We start from the raw sequence: 13,808 nt of genomic DNA, 5'->3' as shown, positions 1-13,808 counted from the left end.
TTCTTTTGTTCAACATTAATTTCATTCCAAAGATACAACACAAGGCAAGCCTTGTATATTAAGGCCCTGATAAACTTTTTGTCAATTAAGTTAAAGCTCTATTAAGAGAAGGCACTGGACTTAATCATTCTTTTCAGAATTGGACTGCAGGGTATCGATGATTCTCTTTTCATCAATAAGCTGTCCTTTTCGCTGTTCCAGTCTTTCCAATTCCTGATAGATCGCAGGTTCTGCATATTCATTAGGCGCTACTTTTTCCTTCTTATAAAGCGCATACTGAACCGTAAATTCCGCCCCGAAGAAGACGATCAAACAGGTATAATAAACCCATAAAAGTATAAGAACCACAGAAGACGCCCCTCCATAAACTGAACCCGGATTGCTTTGTCCAAAATAAAAGCCTATAAGATATTCAGCAATCAGGAAAAGAAGTGTAGTAAGCATGGCTCCCAGGTAGGTTGTTTTCCACCTTAACTTTACATCTGGCAGTAATTTAAAAATAGCAGCAAAAAGAGAAGTAATGATGAGCAGCGAAATTATGAAATCCAGTAATCTCAACATAAATGAAGTAAAGGCCGGCGCCATCGAAGCAATAGAATCACTTACTACTGTAAGAATTGTAGAAATTATTAAGGAAACTAAAAGCAAAAGCCCTACAACCAACACCATTCCCAATGAAATCGCCCTGTTGATCACGACCCGCTTTATATTGTTCTTTTTAGCCGTGACATTCCAAATGTTGTTCATTGCAGCTTTCAACTGAAAGAAAACCCCGGTTGCACCAAATATCAGGAAAGCGAGTCCGAAGATCAATGCCAGTGTAGAACTATCTGTAAGTGCTGCGTTCGCTATCATTTTTTCTATAGCATCTGCCGACTCGGACCCAATGAAATCTTCTATTTGCTGGGTAATCCTTCCCTGTACAGCCTTTTGCCCGAAGAAATAACCTGCCACGGTCACCACGATAATTAGTAAGGAAGGAAGAGAGAAAAGCGCGTAATAAGCTATTGTAGCACTTCTTGCCCAGGGATCATTCCTGTTCCAGCTAAAATAAGCTCCCTTAATTAATTTCCAAAATACATTTAATTTCCTTTTCATCTGTCATTGCTATTACCGCCTATATTTTCAGTCTGCAGCGAAAGGAAGGTATAAAAAAACCCTTTAACCATTATAGATTAAAGGGTCTTTAATAAAATTTTAGCAGGCTATAATTCCTTGAAAATAGAATGCATCAATCTTTTCTTATCATTGATACTCTCTTCGAGTGAGATCATGGTTTCGGTCCTGTAGACTCCTTCTATGTCATCCAGCTGAAAAATAACTTCTTTTGCATGTTGAGTATCTTTCGCACGAATCTTCGCGAAAACGTTAAATTTGCCAGTGGTAACATGAGCAACGGTCACAAATGGGATCTCATTGATACGTTCCAGTACAAATTTGGTTTGAGAGGTATTTTTAAGGAAAATGCCTACGTATGCAATAAAGGCATAGCCTAGCTTTTGATAATTTAAGGTTAAAGAAGAACCAAGAATGATCCCGGCTTCCTCCATTTTCTTCACCCTTACATGAACAGTACCCGCAGATATCATTAACTTTTTGGCTATATCTGTAAAAGGAGTCCTGGTATTTTCTATGAGCATATCCAGAATCTGGTGGTCAGTCTCGTCTAATCTAAATTTTGCCATAATCTATTTTATTTACTACAATTCTGCATTTTAAATTAAGTACAAAATTAATACAAAAGCGTTGGATTATCACCAATTATTGCGGATTTTATGTGCTTTTTATTGATAACTTGCTATTTTTTAACAAAATTTGATTTACTACAACGTTTTCTTTAATTTCTCCTTCAGGAAAAATTGCAATCCTCTCCCCCTGACAATCAATTTCCTTATGCCCGAAAAATGGCAAATTCGCTCCTATTTTCTGAACCACCGGATCAAAGCTTATTTTCCCTGCCTTAACCTTCTCTTCAAACTGTAGTGCAACATCCACTTTCTCACCGTCCCGGGAAACATTCCTTAATACAACATCAAAGAAATTCTTTACATTTTCCGGAATATTAAAATAATCCTGCGCAGTACATTGCTCAAAATCGGTCAAAGTAATATGTTGTAAACATGAAAGTATAGACAATGCAGTAAATTCCCTGGTTTTTTCCCGCACATAATCATTCTCATAATGCCCGGCTTCAAAGAGAATGGTAGGTACACCTGCTGATTGGAAGAAATCACCGGTGCAATTAATATTATATGCGTCATCATACCTTCCAATTTGTTCCGGTAAGAATTTTTGAAGATCATTATTTATAGCTACAATGAGCTTCATGGCACTTTTACGATTTCCAGATACCGAGCGCTCCTCGTCGTGTGAAGGGGCTAAGAAAGAGAGCGTAGCGGGTTTCCGCTTGTTCCCTGCGCCAAAAATTGTTCGTTGATCGTGGAGATTAAGGCAATAGTGGGGCCAAAAAATTTCAAAAGTCCTTCTCAGAATTCTGCTTTCTTCCTCTTCCTGTTTAGATGCATCGCGGTTTAAGTCGATTTCATTGACATTGGTACGCGTATATCTTACTGCACCATCGGGATTCAGCATAGGAATGATCTTGATGGTACATTTCTCCAGGATCTCCTGTACGAAATTATGTTCATTTTTGCCTTTTTGGAGCCGAAAGAGATTAATAATATCAAATACAGCTTTAGTGGTCGTTGATTCATTTCCATGCATTTGTGACCATGCAAGAACCCGTGTAGGTCCATTACCTAAAGTGACTGTATGAACCGGACTATTAAGAACGGTTGCGCCAATTTCTTCAACAGGAAAGTGAGAAGAGATATTTTTTAACTGTGGAGCAATTTCTTTTGTGGTGATATATCTACCGTGCAGCTGCTCATTTTTAATAGTTGGATATTCATCGAAAACGGACTGTAAAAAGGAATGTGATTTCATGTTCACAAAAGTAAATATTCCTAATTTTACAATTGTAAACAGCTGAAATTTTCAGTTCTGTTTATTGTTGTAAACATCTAAAGCCTCACCATGTAAATCTACAAAAGGAATCTTTCCATTTTCATTTATTTATAATATTATTTAATTGTTTTTTAGTTAGTTATAGCATTTAAATTAAAGTTTTTAATTAAAGATTTCCAGAGGTTTACACATGTGATTTGGTAATGATAGGGAAGAGTATTACATTTGTAAACTATTCATTCAAGCAATAAAGTTTACAATGGTAAACACACAGGAGTTTACAAAACGACTACATGAGGTGATGGAATATTACGAACTTTCAGCAGCCTCATTTGCCGATAAGATCGATGTGGGCCGTTCCTCTATATCACATCTTCTTTCAGGAAGAAATAAGCCAAGCCTGGATTTTGTCATGAAAATTATTAATGCTTTTCCCGAGGTGGAATTGTATTGGTTGTTGAATGGAAAAGGAAGTTTTCCTACGGAAAAGGAACAAAGCAGTCCATCTCCTATTCCTTCTCAATCCTCTCGCAAAGATTTGTTTGCTAAAGAAGAGATTTCAGAGGGAGGTGAGACAAGCCAGGGACAGGAAATAAAAAGGCAAAGTGATAAGAAAGAAATCAAGAAGATCGTCTTTTTTTACACAGACGGTAGCTTTGAAGCCTTTGATCATTGAAATTCTTTGTAAAAAGAGCTTACTTTGCAGCATGCAGAAATATTATTTTTTATTGATCGTGTTGTTCCTTGCTACGTCATGCTATGAACAGGAAAGAAATTGTGCCGATTTTAGGACCGGAACCTTTGAATTTGAGTCATACCTGGACGGGGAACTGGTAAAAACAAGTTTCACACGTAATGACACCCTGGAAATTGATAGATTTAGGGGTGAGATCGATACTTCATCAATCCGGTGGATCAACGACTGTGAATATATAATCACAAATTTACATCCAAAGAACCGCTCAGAAGAAAAGCCACTACACATAAAGATCCTTACGACCAAAAAAAACAGCTACACCTTTGAATACGGACTTGTGGGAGACCCCAGAAAAGAGAAAGGAACGGCCACTAAAGTGGAATAGGAGATTGTTTTAGAGCACTTCGCACTTTATTCGGGTATTATACTTTTCCTAAAGGTTTTTCCGCAGGAGATAGGCCTATAGGACAGAAGAATAAATCTTAAAAATAAGGCTATATAAAAGGTCTGCTCCACGTCAACCTGTCCCCGAGCTTTTGAAAAGACAGGTTTTGAATCTCGTGATGATTCAATAATTCTGAAAAAAGGATCAGAACAATATTTTCTTATTTTTATACAGCCTTCTAAATTCTGAAGTTACCTGCTAAACATTTATGGCAGTGTTATAATACTGCACTATCTGCTTAAGGTCTTCCTCCTTTTTGGGCTTTAATTTATTTTCCTTGATAAAAGATTTTAAAGCATCCTGTTCGTCTGCAGGAAAGACCTTCAAGAAATTCTTTAACTTTTTATCTGCTTTTACAGCCAGATTAGAATCAGGTAATCTCAAATAAAAATCAGATTTGTCTACATATCTGGGCGGTTTCGCTTTTTGCATCGCGGCTGCAGCTTTACCTCTTTTCACTTTCTTGTAAGGTTTCTCCAATAATAAAAGATCTCCTTTACCAGCTTCCGGAGTAATGACTCTAAAATATCCTAAGAGATCTATATGTTTTTCCTCCCCCCGATAGGTGAATTTTTTGTAGAGATCGCCTTCTATTTGCACAGGAATTCCGTCATGCAAGACACGAAAAGATTCTTCATCAAACTTTATTTGCATTTCCTCTTTTGCTACATCGTATCTAATTTGAGCTGCTAAAGGTTCATGATCGGGAAATTGTAATACACCTCTTTTAAATTCCTTGTAAAGGTAAGGAGTGCCGTCATAGGCATCTATGGCGTCGGAGTTTCTTCTAACTCCTTTGAAGAATTCATTCATGATCTCTTCATTGTCATTCCTGTTTTTTAAAGCACCATTCCCGGAAGAACCTATTTGGGCTACAGCAGAGGAAAGAATAAAGAAACAAAGAGCAAAAGTGGTAAGTGTTTTCATCATGATTGTCAAAATTTTAAGAAATTAAATATAGATTAAATTTCTTAGCCTTAGAAAATTATGATCACTTTTTACGAAGCAGGTCATTCTGTTCCTGCATAAGCTTGTTGAGGTTTTCCAGCAATTCGACATTTTTGGCCGGTGCCACTGTTTTGTCTGAAGGATCTTCGGCCTTTCTTCGAAAGCTATTCATGAACTTCACTACTATAAAAACGGTAAACCCAATGATGAGAAAATCTATTAAGACTTCAATAAAAAGTCCATAGCCTACAGAAATTTCTTCTACTTGTACTACTCCGCTCCCATCCAGAACCTGGTCCTTAAGAACCATTTTTTTATCTGAAAAATTTACTCCGTTGGTGATCATTGCGAGCGGTGGCATAATTATTTGCTTCACCAGCACGTCAACCACACGATTAAAGGCCGTTCCAATGATGATCCCCACCGCCATGTCGATCATATTGCCTTTTATGGCAAATTCTTTAAATTCTTTAATGATTTTCATTCTTCATCAAACAATTTGATTTGGGATTCATCGTTGCCCAATCCTTTCTTTTTCAGCTTACCTTCTGAAAAATCGGGCAGATTTCCCTCTCCGGGATTGTTATTAGAACCGTTCTCCAGCGACTCTTCTCCTACCACTTCCATGTCTTCGGGTGCGGTTTCCTCAGGTTCTACAAAAGGCTTGGGATCAAGCAGGTTGATTTGTTTAACTTTTTCTGTAGTAAGCTGGTTTCCAAGAGCCTTAATTCCCTTAACTGAAATAAATTCTTCAAGTTCAACAAGATCATTTGGTTTTTGATCTTTTCCCCTGATTTTAGAATAAACCACTTCGGCTACAGGGAGATAATCGGTGGAAACGATCTCCAGGTATGACTTTGGATGGTCTCCTATGAAATGCTCCTCCCTATCTTCGTTCTCCACAAGGAAACGTTTTACATAGAACTTTTCTTTATCCGCTTCCCAATATATGGCAGAAATAGGTTTTTTAGGAACCCATTTTTCCAACACCACCATATCTTCATCAAACCTGGTGGTAAGTTCGGGTTTTATAGTTTTGGCAATACCATTTTGTGTAATAACAAGCAGCCTGTCCTCGCCTTTAAATTCACCGAGTAATTCACCGCGTTCATCTACATTTAAACGTTTTACCGTCTCATCAAACCAAATTCTGCGCGGCTTTAAAGTAGAAACCCCTTCCTCCTTAAGTTCAATTCGCTTCACAGGGTATTTTGTAACAATATTTCCTTTTACCGCCCGACCTTTAATGGCCATATCTGCAAAATCAACTTCGAATTTCAACTTTTTAATACTTCCAACCTGGCGTAGATAAACCATCACGATCTCGGCTTCCCCATTTGGATTAGCCGAAAAATAACTCACTTCAGAACCTTTTTTGCCCTGGGTGGTATCGTATTCCCTGTCACGGGTAATAGAGGTTACAGCAAAACGTTTTATATAGGAAGCCCCACCTTTTCCATCACGATAAATGAGGTTATAGATCGTCCTCTTATCTTTTTTCTTGAAGATGGCCACATGAATAATGTCTTTACCTATAAAAGTCTTGGAATCGACCTTGGTGACCATCATTTTACCTTCTTTAGTAAAACATATTACATCATCAATATCTGAACAGTCGGTCACGTATTCATCCTTTTTAAGGGAAGTTCCAACGAAACCTTCTTTCCGGTTCACGTATAGCTTTGTATTCCTGATGACGACCTTTGTAGCTTCTATATCTTCAAAAAGCCGCAATTCGGTTCTCCTTTCTTTTCCGGCGCCATAATCTTTCTTCAACCTTCGGAAATATGCAATGGCATAATCTATCAAATGATCCAGGTGATGCTTTATCTGGGCTATCTCACCTTCCAGGGCGTCAATCTTTTGCTGGGCTTTATCTAAATCGAATTTTGAAATACGTTTGATCCTTATTTCTGTCAGCCTAACAATATCCTCCTCTGTCACTGCCCTTTTTAAATGGGCGATATGAGGTTTTAAACCTTCATCAATCGCCTTGATCACACCTTCCCAGGTTTCCTCCTCTTCTATATCTCGATAAATGCGGTTTTCGATAAATATTCTTTCCAAAGAGGCAAAATGCCACTGTTCCTGAAATTCTTCCAGTTTGATCTCCAGCTCACTCTTCAGCAGACTTACAGTATGATCTGTGGATCGTCGCAAGATTTCAGAAACACCTAAAAAGGCCGGTTTGTTGTCAATAATGATACAACTAAGCGGAGAAATAGATATTTCACAATTGGTAAAAGCATACAAAGCATCAATACTTTTATCGGGTGAAATATTTCCCGGTAAATGCACCAGGATCTCCACGTCACTGGAAGTATTATCTTCGATCTTCTTTATTTTGATCTTTCCTTTATCGTTGGCTTTCAGGATCGAGTCTATTAAAGTAGAAGTGTTGGTCGAAAAGGGTATTTCGGTAATAACCAGTGTATTCTTGTCAAGCTGGGAAATCTTTGCCCGCACCCGTACTCTTCCGCCACGCAGTCCGTCATTGTAGTTAGTCATATCGGCTATTCCGCCGGTGACAAAATCTGGCACAAGGCTAAACTTCTTTCCTTGCAGGTGTTTTACACTGGCATCTATGAGCTCAATGAAATTATGCGGCAGAATCTTAGTGCTCAATCCCACTGCAATTCCTTCTGCACCCTGTGCAAGTAACAATGGGAACATTACAGGCAGGTTTACCGGCTCTTTTTTACGGCCGTCATAGGAAAGCTGCCATTCGGTAATTTTAGGATTGTACACTACATCAAGTGCAAATTTCGAAAGGCGGGCCTCAATATATCTTGGTGCCGCAGCACCGTCACCTGTAAGAATATTTCCCCAGTTTCCCTGGGTATCGATCAACAGGTCCTTCTGCCCTATTTGAACCATGGCATCCCCAATACTGGCATCACCGTGAGGGTGATATTGCATGGTATGCCCAACGATGTTCGCCACTTTATTATAACGGCCATCGTCGAGGTCTTTCATGGAATGCATGATTCTTCGCTGCACCGGTTTGAATCCATCTTCAAGAGATGGCACTGCCCGCTCCAGGATCACATATGAAGCATAATCCAGGAACCAGTCTTTGTACATACCGGTAACCCGAATAAGCCCATCCTGGCTGGCATCAATTAGTGCCTCCTGCTCCTGTTCATGCTCAAATTCTTCCCCCTGAAATTCATCTTGATTTTCCGTATCCATCTAAGCTTTGACTTTATTATTTCGTTCTACAACCTTTGCCAAAGATTGCTTTAAAGATTTACGTTTCTTACCTCCCAAAAAGGTAATATTATACTTGTAATGCCTGTAGCCTTTTTTATTTCTTGAGTTAATATAGATATGAAGCTTCTTATAGACCCAGAAATTAATAATCTTAAAATCTCGTAGTTTGCTTTTCGGCACTTCTGTTCGCTGCTCCCTGTAATGCATGAATTTGGAGATAAGCAAACCATTACTTTTGAAATTCAGCGTTTCGCCATCGCTGTCAAACTCAAAAGATCTACCAACAATAAAAATATAAATCGCAACTAGAAGAGCGATAAGATTTGGGATGAGACTGCTGTAATTGAAAGGAGTATCATCGTACTTTAACTCAAGGGAAGCAAAGGAATTAGTGATAAAAACAGCTACAATAATGATATAAATAGAAGGAACCAGGCTGGTTTCTTTTTTATTATTGAACCTCATCTAATCTTCTTCTATTAAATCGAGTTCAACCTTTAAGTTATCAATAATAAACTCCTGCCTGTCTGGGGTGTTCTTGCCCATGTAAAAATTAAGGAGCTCTTCAATAGACATTTCCTTGTCAAGCATAACAGGATCCAGCCGAATATCATCTCCAATGAAATGCTTGAATTCATCGGGAGAAATTTCTCCTAAACCTTTAAATCGCGTGATCTCTGCTTTTCCCGATAATTTTCGCACTGCCTGCTGCCTTTCATATTCGCTGTAGCAGTAAATCGTTTCTTTTTTATTTCGAACCCTGAAAAGCGGGGTTTGCAGAATGTACAGGTGATTATCTTTTATAAGCTCCGGAAAAAACTGTAAAAAGAAAGTAATGAGCAGCAACCGAATGTGCATTCCATCTACATCGGCATCTGTTGCGATCACGATATTGTTATACCGAAGATCTTCCATAGACTCTTCAATATTCAATGCTGCCTGAAGCAGATTAAATTCTTCATTCTCGTAAACGATCTTTTTACTAAGTCCGTAGCTGTTCAAAGGTTTTCCCTTCAAACTGAAAACCGCCTGCGTGTTCACATCCCTGGACTTTGTAATAGAACCACTGGCCGAATCTCCCTCCGTGATAAACAAAGTACTCTCCAGGTAACGTTCCTTCTTGCTGTCTCCAAGGTGAATCCTGCAGTCTCTCAATTTTTTATTGTGAAGACTTGCTTTTTTAGCACGGTCTTTTGCCAGTTTCCTTATTCCCGAAAGCTCTTTGCGCTCCCGCTCTGCCTGAAGAATCTTACGGTGGAGCAATTCGGCTGTTTCAGTATTCTTATGAAGAAAGTTGTCCAGCTGCGTTTTTACAAAATCATTGATATACGTACGCACCGTTGGCAGTTCGCCGCCCATATCTGTAGAACCCAGTTTCGTTTTTGTCTGACTTTCAAAAACAGGTTCCATTACTTTTATACTTATTGCAGAAACAATGGATTTCCTAATATCACTGGCTTCGAAATTCTTTCCGTAAAATTCCCTAAGGGTTTTCACCACGGCTTCTCGATAGGCTGCCAGGTGTGTTCCTCCTTGCGAGGTATGCTGCCCGTTCACAAAAGAGTGGTATTCTTCGCTGTACTGTGATCTACTGTGGGTAAGTGCTACTTCAATATCATTTCCACGAAGGTGAATGATATCGTACAGCCGGTCATCGGGATGAATGCTGTCTGCCAAAAGATCGGCAAGACCATTTTCTGAATAAAATTTTTCGCCGTTAAAAACTATTGTTAACCCCGGATTGAGGTAGACATAGTTTTTCAGCATTTTTTCTATGTATTCCGAACGAAACTTGTAATTCTTGAATATTTCCTCATCGGGCACAAAAGTAACTTTCGTACCTCTTCTCCTGGAAGTCTCGTCAAGTTCTTCTTCATTAATGAGATTCCCCTGCTCAAATTCTGCCGACTTAGATTTTCCGTCACGGGTTGATTCTACCCTGAATGCTGAAGAAAGTGCATTTACCGCTTTAGTACCAACCCCGTTAAGCCCAACAGATTTTTTGAAAGCGCGGGTATCATATTTACCACCGGTATTCATTTTAGAAACCACATCCACTACCTTTCCCAGCGGAATTCCACGCCCGTAATCACGAACAATTACTTTTTGATTCTGTACCGAGATCTCAATGGTCTTCCCGGCACCCATGACAAATTCATCAATACAGTTGTCGATCACCTCCTTTAACAGGATATAAATACCGTCATCTGCACTGGAACCGTCGCCAAGTTTACCAATATACATCCCGGGACGCATTCTTATATGCTCCTTCCAGTCTAGCGACCGAATATTATCTTCGGTATATTTGGTTTCTGTGCTCATAATGTAGGTCTCCCTTGGGTTTTGTGGCTAATATAAGATTTACAACAAAAAGTTAAAACACCTGTCGCACAAAGTAATTAACAAATAATTAATAGATGTTTACTGTTTACTGTAAATCAATCCTATCCTAAATAAAATTTCAAATCCACCTTGTGTAGAAATCTTCTAATAGGTTCTTTCTTTTTTGCATCGCCCAAAAAAGAAACAAAAAAGTCTAGGCTTACGAAACTTTATCTAAATTTATCTCTCAGCACCTAAATTTTAAGAACTCGCTTCTGTAATTCAAATAAAAAGAAAAATTCGTTTAGCTCAAACAGCCTAAAATTTCACGGTGCCATCACTTCAAATTTCACGATAAAGTTTCGATAGTCCGAAAAATTGCAAAAACTTTATTTTAAACAATCCTTTCATCCTAAGCATAACAAAGACCAATCACAACAAGCTTTTTAGGAAGATATTTATTAAATCTCAGATCTAATATCTAAACATTGAACCTAAAGTGCATCACATCTCCATCTTTTACAATGTACTCCTTCCCTTCTACTCTCATTTTCCCTGCTTCCTTCACTTTTGCTTCACTTCCGTAGGATTCAAAATCTGAATAAGCGATTACTTCGGCTCTAATAAATCCTTTTTCGAAATCGGTGTGGATCACTCCGGCGGCCTGCGGCGCAGTAGATCCTATAGGAATGGTCCATGCTCTAACTTCTTTCACTCCGGCCGTAAAATAGGTTTGAAGATTCAAAAGTTCATATGCGCCACGAATAAGTTTGGCAGATCCTGGCTCGTCAAGACCTATATCCTGAAGGAACATTTGGCGTTCTTCGTAATCATCTAGCTCGGTAATATCAGCCTCTGTTCCCACGGCTAAAACAAGCACTTCTGCCCCTTCGCCTTTTACGGCTTCCTTTACTTTCTCAACATATTCATTTCCTGTAGCTGCAGCACCCTCGTCTACATTACAAACATACATTACCGGCTTTGCCGTAATGAACTGCAAAGGTTTGATGAATTCATCATGTTCGGCTTCGGTAAATTCTATAGCTCTAATAGATTTTCCTTCTTCCAGCCCTGCTTTTGCCTTTAACAAAGCGGCTTCTTCTTTTTGGGCTTCTTTATTTCCGGTTTTTGCAGCACGTTTTACCTTGTCCAGTTTCTTCTCAACGGTTTCAAGGTCCTTCAGCTGAAGTTCCATATCAATGGTTTCCTTATCCCGTATAGGGTCAATAGAACCATCTACGTGAACAATATTGTCATTTTCGAAACATCTTAAAACATGTAGAATAGCATCTGTTTCCCGAATGTTTCCAAGAAATTGATTTCCAAGTCCTTCTCCTTTACTGGCACCTTTTACAAGACCTGCAATATCCACGATCTCCACGGTTGCGGGAATTACGCGCTCAGGATTTACCAAAGATTCCAGTTTCTCCAGCCGCTTGTCTGGCACGTTTACCACTCCAACATTGGGCTCAATGGTACAAAACGGAAAATTCGCGCTTTGTGCCTTGGCATTTGATAAACAATTAAATAAAGTTGATTTTCCAACGTTAGGCAATCCTACAATTCCGGCTTTCATATACTATGTTTTGATGCGTGTTTTTTGCGGCTGCAAAGATAGGTATCTTTTGGGAGATTACGTACTTCAAGATTTTTGAATGCTTCGGAAGAATGCCATTTCTAAAGAATTACTTCGGCAAAGATTTTTTTCCGCTTAACAAAAACCTAACGAAGCTTTATTACGACTTAACAGGCACAATGTTTAAATTTATAGGAATCTGAAAATTAAATAGTTATGAAAAGTGTCATTTTTGCACTGCTTTTTCTCGTGGGAAGCTCTGGTTTTGCGCAGGAAAGGAATACCAACACCAAACGACAGGCGCGCAGTAATGCAAAGGGCGATACAGCTCAATATTCCTTTAATAATGATGCTTATATTTTTACCCCGCAGGCGCAGAATTTTATTATTTCCCGAATAAAGAACAATAAGGAAGAGAAAATCGGCAAGTTGTTCAATACTACGAGCGACGGCTATTATATTATGACCACCACTCCTGCCGAGCCGGTTTCCTTCGGAAAATTTGATGAGCAAGGGAATTTTAGCTCCTTTAGATATGATGCAGAAACCGATTCTATTATTGAAGAGAGTTTTAAATACGAGCATCCGGAAATAAAAAGAGAACTAAGAGGAAAAAATGATAACAACTGAAGCGGACTTTGGAAAATAGAATAACTAGACATCGAAAAATGTGGTTTTTAAAATAACTTCTGAAAACCGCATTTTTTAATACCCAATTAAAAATATCTCTGAAGAACTAATTTTTCCTGCCCATCCTGAAGAGCACCGGAAAGCTGATTTTTCCATGCTCCCCGAAGGCTTCTTTTAATTCGTCGTACACCAGATCCACCGGATTCTCATGTTTCTCCTTTTCGTAATGCTTTACGGCGCTCCAGGTTTTTAAATAACCCACCAGGCGCTCCAGGCTCCAGTTTATCTCATTCCTGAATTCTGGCGTTTCAACTTCCTCAAACGGAAAAGGAATTGTCTTGTATTCCTCATCAAGATATTTTCGTTCCTCATCCCAAAATGGCCCCACGATCTCCCGGTAAAAATGATCGATCACTTTATTCGTGGCTTCATTCGCCGAAAACAATCCATAGCCCATGATCGCTATGATTCCGCCTGGTTTCAAGGTACGCTGCACTTCGCTGTAGAATTCATTAAAGTCGAACCAGTGCACCGCCTGCGCCACCGTTACCAGGTCAAAAAAAGCATCGGGAAAATTCGTTTTTTCGGCCTTTTGTTTGGAATAGTGAATATTCGGCTTGTTCTGCGCATTCATTAACTGATTCACACTAATATCTGTCCCGTACACTTCCCTGAAGAAATCCGCCAGTTTCCCTGCTACTTGCCCGTTGCCCGTACCGCAATCCCAGGCACGTTCTTTGGCAGAGAGCTGCCGGCTCAGGAAATGAAACATCTCTTGCGGATATCCCGGACGAAATTTTGCATAGTCATTGGATCTTGTGGAGAAATTATCCTTCATAATGACAGGCTTCAATTGTTTTCTACCTGAAGTTAACTTTTTTTTCAGAATGGAATGAACTAAAAGTGAACATTAAAATAGCATTTTTCAATATCTGGAAAAACTGGTCCCCCCCCTTATCTTTATATCTCATAATATATGCTGAAGTCAATCTTACACGATCTAGAACTTA

The 13,808-nt window shown here is 39.0% G+C and carries 13 protein-coding genes; 3 read left to right on the top strand and 10 right to left on the bottom strand.

All coding sequences use genetic code 11. From position 1 onward, the window contains the following. Positions 1-120: 120 nt before the first annotated feature. The 3 genes from ACOV1Q_RS06225 to ACOV1Q_RS06215 all read right to left on the bottom strand — a co-directional run bounded on the left by ACOV1Q_RS06225 (position 121) and on the right by ACOV1Q_RS06215 (position 2,946). A complete protein-coding gene (locus tag ACOV1Q_RS06225; RefSeq protein WP_424493529.1) occupies positions 121-1,098 on the bottom strand; it encodes a YihY/virulence factor BrkB family protein in 978 nt (325 codons plus the stop codon). Between the two features lie 107 nt (positions 1,099-1,205). Then, on the bottom strand, positions 1,206-1,685 hold the full coding sequence (locus ACOV1Q_RS06220; RefSeq protein ID WP_424493528.1) for an Lrp/AsnC family transcriptional regulator: 480 nt from the start codon (positions 1,683-1,685) through the stop codon (positions 1,206-1,208). Between the two features lie 88 nt (positions 1,686-1,773). Next, a complete protein-coding gene (locus ACOV1Q_RS06215) occupies positions 1,774-2,946 on the bottom strand; it encodes a M14 family zinc carboxypeptidase (RefSeq protein WP_424493527.1) in 1,173 nt (390 codons plus the stop codon). A 280-nt stretch (positions 2,947-3,226) separates the two neighbouring features. On the opposite strand from ACOV1Q_RS06215, the gene ACOV1Q_RS06210 reads away from it, so the two are divergent. Both ACOV1Q_RS06210 and ACOV1Q_RS06205 read left to right on the top strand, forming a co-directional pair. After that, on the top strand, positions 3,227-3,643 hold the full coding sequence (locus tag ACOV1Q_RS06210; RefSeq protein ID WP_424493526.1) for a helix-turn-helix domain-containing protein: 417 nt from the start codon (positions 3,227-3,229) through the stop codon (positions 3,641-3,643). A gap of 31 nt (positions 3,644-3,674) precedes the next feature. Next, entirely contained in the window at positions 3,675-4,049 is a 375-nt protein-coding gene (locus tag ACOV1Q_RS06205; RefSeq protein ID WP_424493525.1) for a DNA topoisomerase IV, read from the top strand. Between the two features lie 258 nt (positions 4,050-4,307). On the opposite strand, the gene ACOV1Q_RS06200 is transcribed toward ACOV1Q_RS06205, so the two are convergent. The 6 genes from ACOV1Q_RS06200 to ychF form a co-directional block, all read right to left on the bottom strand. Further along, a complete protein-coding gene (locus tag ACOV1Q_RS06200) occupies positions 4,308-5,039 on the bottom strand; it encodes a hypothetical protein (RefSeq protein ID WP_424493524.1) in 732 nt (243 codons plus the stop codon). Positions 5,040-5,100: 61 nt separating this feature from the next. Then, complete coding sequence (mscL, locus tag ACOV1Q_RS06195) at positions 5,101-5,541, bottom strand: large-conductance mechanosensitive channel protein MscL (RefSeq protein WP_424493523.1); 441 nt, start codon at positions 5,539-5,541, stop codon at positions 5,101-5,103. Beyond that, on the bottom strand, positions 5,538-8,249 hold the full coding sequence (locus ACOV1Q_RS06190) for a DNA gyrase/topoisomerase IV subunit A (protein WP_424493522.1): 2,712 nt from the start codon (positions 8,247-8,249) through the stop codon (positions 5,538-5,540). The genes mscL and ACOV1Q_RS06190 overlap by 4 nt, the downstream gene beginning before the upstream one ends. Continuing rightward, on the bottom strand, positions 8,250-8,735 hold the full coding sequence (locus ACOV1Q_RS06185; protein WP_424493521.1) for a hypothetical protein: 486 nt from the start codon (positions 8,733-8,735) through the stop codon (positions 8,250-8,252). It abuts the gene before it with no gap. Next, positions 8,736-10,592, bottom strand: coding sequence for a DNA topoisomerase IV subunit B (locus ACOV1Q_RS06180; RefSeq protein ID WP_424493520.1), 1,857 nt, complete (start codon positions 10,590-10,592; stop codon positions 8,736-8,738). A 481-nt stretch (positions 10,593-11,073) separates the two neighbouring features. Further along, a complete protein-coding gene (ychF, locus tag ACOV1Q_RS06175) occupies positions 11,074-12,168 on the bottom strand; it encodes a redox-regulated ATPase YchF (protein ID WP_424493519.1) in 1,095 nt (364 codons plus the stop codon). A 216-nt stretch (positions 12,169-12,384) separates the two neighbouring features. Here ychF and ACOV1Q_RS06170 point away from each other — a divergent pair, with 216 nt between their 5' ends. Then, on the top strand, positions 12,385-12,798 hold the full coding sequence (locus ACOV1Q_RS06170) for a hypothetical protein (RefSeq protein WP_424493518.1): 414 nt from the start codon (positions 12,385-12,387) through the stop codon (positions 12,796-12,798). 106 nt (positions 12,799-12,904) lie between these two features. On the opposite strand, the gene ACOV1Q_RS06165 is transcribed toward ACOV1Q_RS06170, so the two are convergent. Then, positions 12,905-13,636 (bottom strand): class I SAM-dependent methyltransferase, encoded by a 732-nt coding sequence (locus tag ACOV1Q_RS06165; protein ID WP_424493517.1) that lies wholly within the window; start codon positions 13,634-13,636, stop codon positions 12,905-12,907. Positions 13,637-13,808: the final 172 nt, after the last annotated feature.

Source organism: Salinimicrobium maris (genome assembly GCF_049680855.1).
Lineage (GTDB): Bacteria > Bacteroidota > Bacteroidia > Flavobacteriales > Flavobacteriaceae > Salinimicrobium.
The sequence above is the reverse complement of the archived record's forward strand: the minus strand, read 5'-3'. Positions and strand labels throughout refer to the sequence as shown.

Excerpts from the sequence above, each read along its gene's own strand:
- ACOV1Q_RS06190 (WP_424493522.1), bottom strand. The coding sequence starts at position 8,249 with ATGGATACGGAAAATCAAGATGAATTTCAGGGGGAAGAATTTGAGCAT.
- ACOV1Q_RS06185 (WP_424493521.1), bottom strand. The coding sequence starts at position 8,735 with ATGAGGTTCAATAATAAAAAAGAAACCAGCCTGGTTCCTTCTATTTAT.
- ACOV1Q_RS06225 (WP_424493529.1), bottom strand. The coding sequence starts at position 1,098 with ATGAAAAGGAAATTAAATGTATTTTGGAAATTAATTAAGGGAGCTTAT.
- ACOV1Q_RS06205 (WP_424493525.1), top strand. The coding sequence starts at position 3,675 with ATGCAGAAATATTATTTTTTATTGATCGTGTTGTTCCTTGCTACGTCA.
- ACOV1Q_RS06210 (WP_424493526.1), top strand. The coding sequence starts at position 3,227 with ATGGTAAACACACAGGAGTTTACAAAACGACTACATGAGGTGATGGAA.
- ACOV1Q_RS06165 (WP_424493517.1), bottom strand. The coding sequence starts at position 13,636 with ATGAAGGATAATTTCTCCACAAGATCCAATGACTATGCAAAATTTCGT.
- ACOV1Q_RS06170 (WP_424493518.1), top strand. The coding sequence starts at position 12,385 with ATGAAAAGTGTCATTTTTGCACTGCTTTTTCTCGTGGGAAGCTCTGGT.
- ACOV1Q_RS06200 (WP_424493524.1), bottom strand. The coding sequence starts at position 5,039 with ATGATGAAAACACTTACCACTTTTGCTCTTTGTTTCTTTATTCTTTCC.
- mscL (WP_424493523.1), bottom strand. The coding sequence starts at position 5,541 with ATGAAAATCATTAAAGAATTTAAAGAATTTGCCATAAAAGGCAATATG.
- ychF (WP_424493519.1), bottom strand. The coding sequence starts at position 12,168 with ATGAAAGCCGGAATTGTAGGATTGCCTAACGTTGGAAAATCAACTTTA.
- ACOV1Q_RS06220 (WP_424493528.1), bottom strand. The coding sequence starts at position 1,685 with ATGGCAAAATTTAGATTAGACGAGACTGACCACCAGATTCTGGATATG.
- ACOV1Q_RS06215 (WP_424493527.1), bottom strand. The coding sequence starts at position 2,946 with ATGAAATCACATTCCTTTTTACAGTCCGTTTTCGATGAATATCCAACT.
- ACOV1Q_RS06180 (WP_424493520.1), bottom strand. The coding sequence starts at position 10,592 with ATGAGCACAGAAACCAAATATACCGAAGATAATATTCGGTCGCTAGAC.